The sequence below is a fragment of the Streptomyces sp. genome, assembly GCF_036566765.1.
Taxonomy (GTDB): domain Bacteria; phylum Actinomycetota; class Actinomycetes; order Streptomycetales; family Streptomycetaceae; genus Streptomyces.
Genome location: NZ_DATCVQ010000221.1, coordinates 1 through 5,329, shown reverse-complemented (window position 1 = coordinate 5,329; position 5,329 = coordinate 1). Strand labels below are relative to the sequence as shown.

Sequence of the window (5,329 nt, the reverse complement as noted above, 5' to 3'; positions counted from 1 at the left end):
CTGGCCGTACATGGGCGGCTGGCCGGGCTGTTGAGGCTGCTGGCCCCACGTGGGCTGGGTCATGCGGGTGTCCCCTCGCGGTGGTTGTGCTGTGAAGGCCAGGTGAACGTACCGCGCACGCGTCAGGTGGTGGAGGGGTGTGTGCCGTTTTGGTACGCAGAACGCCCCGCCGGGCGCTGTTCCGGCGGGGCTGGGGTCCGCGTAGTGAGCAGCCGGGACGTGGCCCACGGTACGGCGGGGGTCTGACAGTCAGGTCACCACGGACCGGAGCACTCGGCGCAGAGGCGGGCGTACTCGATCAGGTCCGGCTCGTAGGTGTACACCTCGCGCCCGTCGTCGTAGTGCCGCATGCGGCCGTTGTGGTAGTTGCAGAGCGGGCCCCTGATGAAGCCGTGGAGGTGGCAGTGGTCCCAGACCATGGCGTTCACGCTGGAGACCCTGCTGTGGTTGCAGCTCGGCAGCCCGTCGCGTGTCGCCCAGTGGGCGAGGGCGCAGGGGTAGGCCGTGGCAGGCTCTCGCCGGCGGTCGGTCGGCTTGTAGGTGACTCGCCAGGGTCGGGGACCGATCAACGCTTCTCCTTCGGTGGTGGGGGCGGTGTCTGCGGCTTCTGCTGCGCCGCGGCCTGGCTGGCCTTGTTGCGGTCGCGGAGCTCGCTGATGGACATGGTGGTCTTGAACTTGCTCATGGGGTCGGCTCCTGGATGTGCCACACCACGTGAGTGCGGTGCGGGTTGGCTTCGTCGGGCACGCTCGTGAACTGCGGTTTCGCGTTTGGAGAGGGGCTCTCCGGTGGGGGAGGGGAGGGGTTGTCGATCTTGTTCGAGGGGCGGCCGGCCCACCACGCGGCACCGAGCCCGGCCGCAGTGGCGGCGGGTACAGCAAGCGGGTGGGAGCGGAGTCCGTCGAGGGCCGGCGGAAGAAGGTGGGGGCCGAGGAGAGCGGTAGTGCCCGCGCGGAGCGCGAGGGAATGCCAGCCGTTGCCCGCGAGCCATGCGCCGGCGCGACGGGCGAGGATGCCGGTTCCGTCGGCGATGCGGTACCAGGTGCTCATCGGCCTGTGGTGGTGCCGGTGACGGTCTGTCCGATGCCGTCTCCGGCCTGTCGGGCGCCGTTGAAGAGGTTGCCGATGATGCCGCCGGCTCCGGCGAGGAAGATGACGGCGATGGCGACGATGCCGACGAGCTTGCGGCTCTCGCTGGGGATGTTCTTCCAGCGTCCGGCAAGCCAGGCGACGAGGAGCAGGCCGAGGATGACGGCGCCGGAGCCGATCCCGGCGGAGTTGATGCCGGCGGCGGGAGCTGCGGTGTTCATGGGGTGTCCTATCGGGATGTGATGAAGATGAGGAGCCAGCCGAAGAGGAGCCAGCGGAAGGGGCGTCGGGCGCGGGGCCAGATGAGGGCGAGCGCTCCGAAGGGCCAGAGGGCGAGGAACGCCCAGTACGAGACCTCGTACAGGGAGATGAACACGGTCAGTGCCCCCAGAGGGCGGCGACGTAGACCGCGGCGACGAGCAGCAGGGCGGTGGTGCGCACGGCGGGCATCACGTGCGCGAGCCGGGCGTGGGCGGGTGCGATGGCGACGAGCGCGAGGCCGGCGAGGATGGCGAGACTGCCGTAGCCGATCAGAGCGAGGGGCATGACGTCACCCGGCCAGCTTTGCGAGGCGGATGTACCGATCCACGGTGGCGGGCTTGGCGTTCGCGTCGGCCCGGGTCCGGACATAGGCGAGGACGCGATCCGGATCACTCATCCCGGAGTCCAGGGCGGTCCGGACTGCGTCCTTCACGGTCATCGGACCGGCAGGAGCGGCCGGCTGCTCGTCGTCCGGATCTTCCGTGGCCGGTCCGGACTCGGTCGGATCGTGGTCCGGATTCCAGTCCGGACCGGTCAGGGCGGCGCGCTCCGCTTCGATCAGGGCCTGGCTGCGCAGGAGTTCCCGCCGGACGGGGATCATGGCGCGCTGCCCGTCGAGTGCGGCGCGGCGCTTCGCTACCCACTGCTGGGTTCGGGTGTCGAGCGGGCGGGCGTGGACGGTCATGGCGATCATCCATGCGCCCTTTGCGACGGCCGACACGACCGCCCCGACCGCGCCGACGACCAGTTGGTCGGCGAGGCTGCCATGGGCGAACACGGCGGCCATGGCGATGGCGAGGGCGATGTGGCCGGCGTACCGGGCGATGCGTGCGCGGGGAGGGTCGTAGCGGCAGAGCCATTCGACGGCCATGCACATGATCCATGCGGTGTCGAACGCTACGGCTGCGCCGTAGGCGGCGGGGGCGATGACCACGCGGTCGAGGAGGTCGCCGATGCTGGCGGTGGACCAGACGACGGACACGGTGACGAGGACGACGGCGCCGGTGGTGACGCCGGCGCGTACGAGCTGGTCCCAGTCGCGGGGCGGGAGGGGGATGTCGACGGTGTAGGGCTCGGTGATGAGTTCGGTCTCGCCGTCGACGGTGTGCGGGACGGTGCGGTACCGCGTGATGGTGCGCGTTTTCACGGGGTGTCTCCAGGGAGCGGGTGGTTAGCGCTGCTGGTCGAGGCGGGCGCGTACGTCGGCGGCGGCCTCGTAGTCGGCGCGGCAGGCGGCGACGGTGGCGGGCTCGGTGGCGACGCGGCTCGGGCGGGGCGCGGTAACGGTCCGCTGCTGTGCCTCGGGGGCGTCGTGCTCGGGTGCCATCACAGGCTCCGGGCGGTATCGCGGACGCGGATGGCGTACTCGCCGCAGGTCTCGGCGAGGTACGGGGCGGGCATCGCGCGCGCCACGGTGCGGATGGCCTCGTCGGCTACGACGTCGGGCAGCGTGTCGGTGACGAGGCGGGCGCCAATGGTGGTGGCGTAGCCGAGGACCCACGCGTTGACGGTGAGGTGGGGGTCCTCGTCGAGGACGTCGGCGGTGGCTAACGCGATGCGGGCGGCGGTGCTCGGCTCGCTGAGGATGCGCCGGAGGGTTTCGTCGAGTTCGGTGAGGTGGTCAGCCACGGTCGGCCTCCTCCTCGGTGCGCCAGGCGGCGGGGGTGCCGTGCCAGCCGACGGGCTGCCCGACGGTCCACGTCTGGCCGTCGGTCATGACGAGCTGGCGGCGGTCGCGGCTCATCCGGGCGGTGTAGGAGTCCGCGGGGATGACGCGGAAGACGAGGCCGTTCGGGTGGGTGACGGCGGTGGGGGCGTGCTGGGTACGCTCGGGCATGGCCTTCTCCTGCTGCTGTCAGGGGTGGGCTGGCCCCGGCCGAATGGAGCTGCGAACTCCGGCCGGGGCCATCTGCGTTGTAGCTGGGCTACTTCCACGGAGCGTATGGGACCCATACACTCTTGGCAAGTAGCCCACCCGGATGGAGAGGTGCGGCTGTGAGCGAGGAGGAGGTGCGGCAGGTGTCGGAGGCCCTGGACGCCGTCGAGCGCATCGAGGATCGGGAGGAGCGCGTCCGGGCGATGAGCCAGACCATGGCCGCGCAGGTGGCCCGGAACAGGACCTGGGTGAAGGAGCGGCGCGCCCTGGTCCTGGAGCTGCGGGACGAGGGTGTCTCGGTGCGGAAGATCGCGGCCCGGGTGGGGACGTCCGCGAGCACCGTGCAGGACATCTTGCGGGGCTACACGGGGTCGGGGTCACACCGGCCGAGGAAGACCGAGGAGTGAGCAGCGTGACTTCGGATGACGTGGAGTGGGAGCAGGCCTGTGGGTGCTATCAGCGTCGGGACTATGACGGGGAGCGGATCACGACGCACTGCGCTGCGCACTGTCCGCGAATCCAGTCCGGTCAGGCGGAACCCGGGCGGAATGGTCTCTGTGGGGGGTGCTGATCTCGCGCCCTGGCGCGCCTGACCAGGACGCGTGCGAGCCCCCATCCGGACGATCCGGGCGGGGGCTCGCCGTCATCCGGGTGCGCTCCGGAACGCGTTGAGCCGGGGCTGTCAGTGCTGCTGCGGCGGGCGAACGACGAACGCGTATGCCTGCGCCAGGTTCCGGAGCGCCTCGGCTGCACTGCCGGGGTTCAGCTTCGGCGCCGCGTTGGCTGCCGCGGCGATCTGCTGCAGCAGCGCGTCCCGTGCCTCGTTCTGGGGGTCTTCGGCATCGTTACTCATTGGCACTCCTTTGTGCTGGGACAAGGGGGGCGGCTGTGACCTTCTGGACGCTTGAACTCTGCTGTGAGTTCCCGTCATGCCGCAATCACCCCGGCCTCGGTCCAGTACGCCCCGCAGTTGGTGCACCGGGCCCGTGGTGCTGCTCCGGCGCCGCCGCGGATCTCGATCGTCCCGCCGCACGCGCACGGGTGGCTGCTGGTGAGTTCGCGCCGGCCGTCGGCGAGGTCGAGCGCGGCCTCGACGCGGTGCAGGGCTCCAGCAGCAACGGTGGCCACCTGCCGCAGCGGCTGCGCCTGGAGGGGCCGGAACGGGCCGGGCGCGCCCTGGACACGGCCGAGGAGCCACAGGGCCGCGTACGGAGCGCTGGGGCGCGTGCCGGACCACTTCCAGCGACGGGGGTCCATGGCGTCGTCGCGGGCGGCCTGGATGCGGCGGGCGTGGTCTTCCCAGGCGACCCGGTCCGCGCGCGTGCGGGCGATGGTGGCACGGCGCGGGGCCGGCGGGCTGACCGGCGGGCGCTGAACGTGGGCGGCAATGTTGTCGGCGCACTCAACAAGGGCGGCCTCGACGAGGCGCATGGTGTCGTGGACGCGGAGGCTGATCGGGACGGGCCGGGTGCCGAGTTGGTCGGGGGAGCGCTCCAGGGCGCGCAGTGCTGCGGCTTCGGCCGTGTCGTGCTGCTCCAGGGCGGCGAGGTAGTGGCGGAGGCCGGCGGGCGGCCAGGACGCGGCGACGGGTACACCGAGGGCGTCGACGAGGTCGGGCCAGTGGCAGGCGATCTGCTGGAGCTGCTGGGCGGTGGTGGTCATGGTGCGCTCCGTGTGCTGGGTGGTGGCGGTACGGTGTTCGCACCGTGTGGGGCGTGCCGGCCTGGGGAGGTCGAGGGCACGCCCCATCGCTGTGTTCAGGCGAGGCTGTCGAGGAAGTGCGCGCGGACGCGGTTGTGCCGGGCGTCCGCGAGCGCGTTGTGGACTCCTGCGGGCTGCTCGGGCATCTGCGGGTTGCCGAGCCGAGCCGTCTCCTGCTGAAGGTCGTTGGTCCACATCGGCACGCCGCCGGGAAGGTCGACCATGCGGCCGAAGAGCTGGGCGAGGACGACGTGGTCGTACGCGCCGTACCAGGCCCAGAGCTGGGCGCCGGGGGTGTCCTGGATGAACCGGCGGACCTTGATGGCGATCTCGCTGTGCCGCTTGACTGCGGGGTCGTGGTAGTCGAACAGCCACGACTTGGGCATGTGGTTGCGCCAGTCG

13 protein-coding genes are annotated in these 5,329 nt (G+C 71.3%); 1 reads left to right on the top strand and 12 read right to left on the bottom strand.

Annotated elements, in window-relative coordinates; translation table 11 throughout:
- Window positions 1-254: 254 nt before the first annotated feature.
- The 9 genes from VIU94_RS12850 to VIU94_RS12810 form a co-directional block, all read right to left on the bottom strand.
- Window positions 255-569 carry an endonuclease domain-containing protein gene (locus VIU94_RS12850; RefSeq protein WP_331910844.1) on the bottom strand — a complete coding sequence of 105 codons (315 nt, stop codon included), beginning with the start codon at window positions 567-569 and terminating at the stop codon, window positions 255-257.
- 112 nt (window positions 570-681) lie between these two features.
- On the bottom strand, window positions 682-1,050 hold the full coding sequence (locus tag VIU94_RS12845) for a hypothetical protein (protein ID WP_331910842.1): 369 nt from the start codon (window positions 1,048-1,050) through the stop codon (window positions 682-684).
- A complete protein-coding gene (locus VIU94_RS12840) occupies window positions 1,047-1,310 on the bottom strand; it encodes a hypothetical protein (protein ID WP_331910840.1) in 264 nt (87 codons plus the stop codon). Before VIU94_RS12840 ends, VIU94_RS12845 begins: the two co-directional genes overlap by 4 nt.
- Window positions 1,311-1,318: 8 nt before the next feature.
- A complete protein-coding gene (locus tag VIU94_RS12835) occupies window positions 1,319-1,465 on the bottom strand; it encodes a hypothetical protein (protein WP_331910838.1) in 147 nt (48 codons plus the stop codon).
- Between the two features lie 2 nt (window positions 1,466-1,467).
- Window positions 1,468-1,635, bottom strand: a complete 168-nt coding sequence (locus VIU94_RS12830) for a hypothetical protein (RefSeq protein ID WP_331910836.1) — start codon at window positions 1,633-1,635, stop codon at window positions 1,468-1,470.
- Between the two features lie 4 nt (window positions 1,636-1,639).
- On the bottom strand, window positions 1,640-2,497 hold the full coding sequence (locus tag VIU94_RS12825) for a protein transporter Sec31 (protein ID WP_331910834.1): 858 nt from the start codon (window positions 2,495-2,497) through the stop codon (window positions 1,640-1,642).
- Window positions 2,498-2,521: 24 nt separating this feature from the next.
- Window positions 2,522-2,677: a hypothetical protein gene (locus VIU94_RS12820; RefSeq protein WP_331910832.1), complete on the bottom strand. Its 156-nt coding sequence runs from the start codon at window positions 2,675-2,677 to the stop codon at window positions 2,522-2,524.
- On the bottom strand, window positions 2,677-2,979 hold the full coding sequence (locus VIU94_RS12815) for a hypothetical protein (RefSeq protein ID WP_331910830.1): 303 nt from the start codon (window positions 2,977-2,979) through the stop codon (window positions 2,677-2,679). Before VIU94_RS12815 ends, VIU94_RS12820 begins: the two co-directional genes overlap by 1 nt.
- Window positions 2,972-3,187, bottom strand: a complete 216-nt coding sequence (locus VIU94_RS12810) for a hypothetical protein (RefSeq protein WP_331910828.1) — start codon at window positions 3,185-3,187, stop codon at window positions 2,972-2,974. Before VIU94_RS12810 ends, VIU94_RS12815 begins: the two co-directional genes overlap by 8 nt.
- Window positions 3,188-3,345: 158 nt before the next feature.
- Between VIU94_RS12810 and VIU94_RS12805 the strand changes: the two genes are divergently transcribed.
- Window positions 3,346-3,633 carry a helix-turn-helix domain-containing protein gene (locus tag VIU94_RS12805; protein WP_331910826.1) on the top strand — a complete coding sequence of 96 codons (288 nt, stop codon included), beginning with the start codon at window positions 3,346-3,348 and terminating at the stop codon, window positions 3,631-3,633.
- 275 nt (window positions 3,634-3,908) lie between these two features.
- Here VIU94_RS12805 and VIU94_RS12800 read toward each other — a convergent pair whose 3' ends face one another.
- From VIU94_RS12800 to VIU94_RS12790, 3 genes are all read right to left on the bottom strand, one after another.
- Window positions 3,909-4,079 carry a hypothetical protein gene (locus tag VIU94_RS12800; RefSeq protein WP_331910824.1) on the bottom strand — a complete coding sequence of 57 codons (171 nt, stop codon included), beginning with the start codon at window positions 4,077-4,079 and terminating at the stop codon, window positions 3,909-3,911.
- A 74-nt stretch (window positions 4,080-4,153) separates the two neighbouring features.
- Window positions 4,154-4,888 carry a hypothetical protein gene (locus tag VIU94_RS12795; protein WP_331910822.1) on the bottom strand — a complete coding sequence of 245 codons (735 nt, stop codon included), beginning with the start codon at window positions 4,886-4,888 and terminating at the stop codon, window positions 4,154-4,156.
- 95 nt (window positions 4,889-4,983) lie between these two features.
- Window positions 4,984-5,329, bottom strand: a 346-nt coding sequence (locus VIU94_RS12790; protein ID WP_331910820.1) for a 3'-5' exoribonuclease domain-containing protein, incomplete at its 5' end; no start/stop codon positions are given.

Coding starts and splice junctions, on each gene's coding strand:
- VIU94_RS12845 (WP_331910842.1), bottom strand. CDS start 1,050: ATGAGCACCTGGTACCGCATCGCCGACGGAACCGGCATCCTCGCCCGT.
- VIU94_RS12840 (WP_331910840.1), bottom strand. CDS start 1,310: ATGAACACCGCAGCTCCCGCCGCCGGCATCAACTCCGCCGGGATCGGC.
- VIU94_RS12830 (WP_331910836.1), bottom strand. CDS start 1,635: ATGCCCCTCGCTCTGATCGGCTACGGCAGTCTCGCCATCCTCGCCGGC.
- VIU94_RS12820 (WP_331910832.1), bottom strand. CDS start 2,677: ATGGCACCCGAGCACGACGCCCCCGAGGCACAGCAGCGGACCGTTACC.
- VIU94_RS12810 (WP_331910828.1), bottom strand. CDS start 3,187: ATGCCCGAGCGTACCCAGCACGCCCCCACCGCCGTCACCCACCCGAAC.
- VIU94_RS12800 (WP_331910824.1), bottom strand. CDS start 4,079: ATGAGTAACGATGCCGAAGACCCCCAGAACGAGGCACGGGACGCGCTG.
- VIU94_RS12795 (WP_331910822.1), bottom strand. CDS start 4,888: ATGACCACCACCGCCCAGCAGCTCCAGCAGATCGCCTGCCACTGGCCC.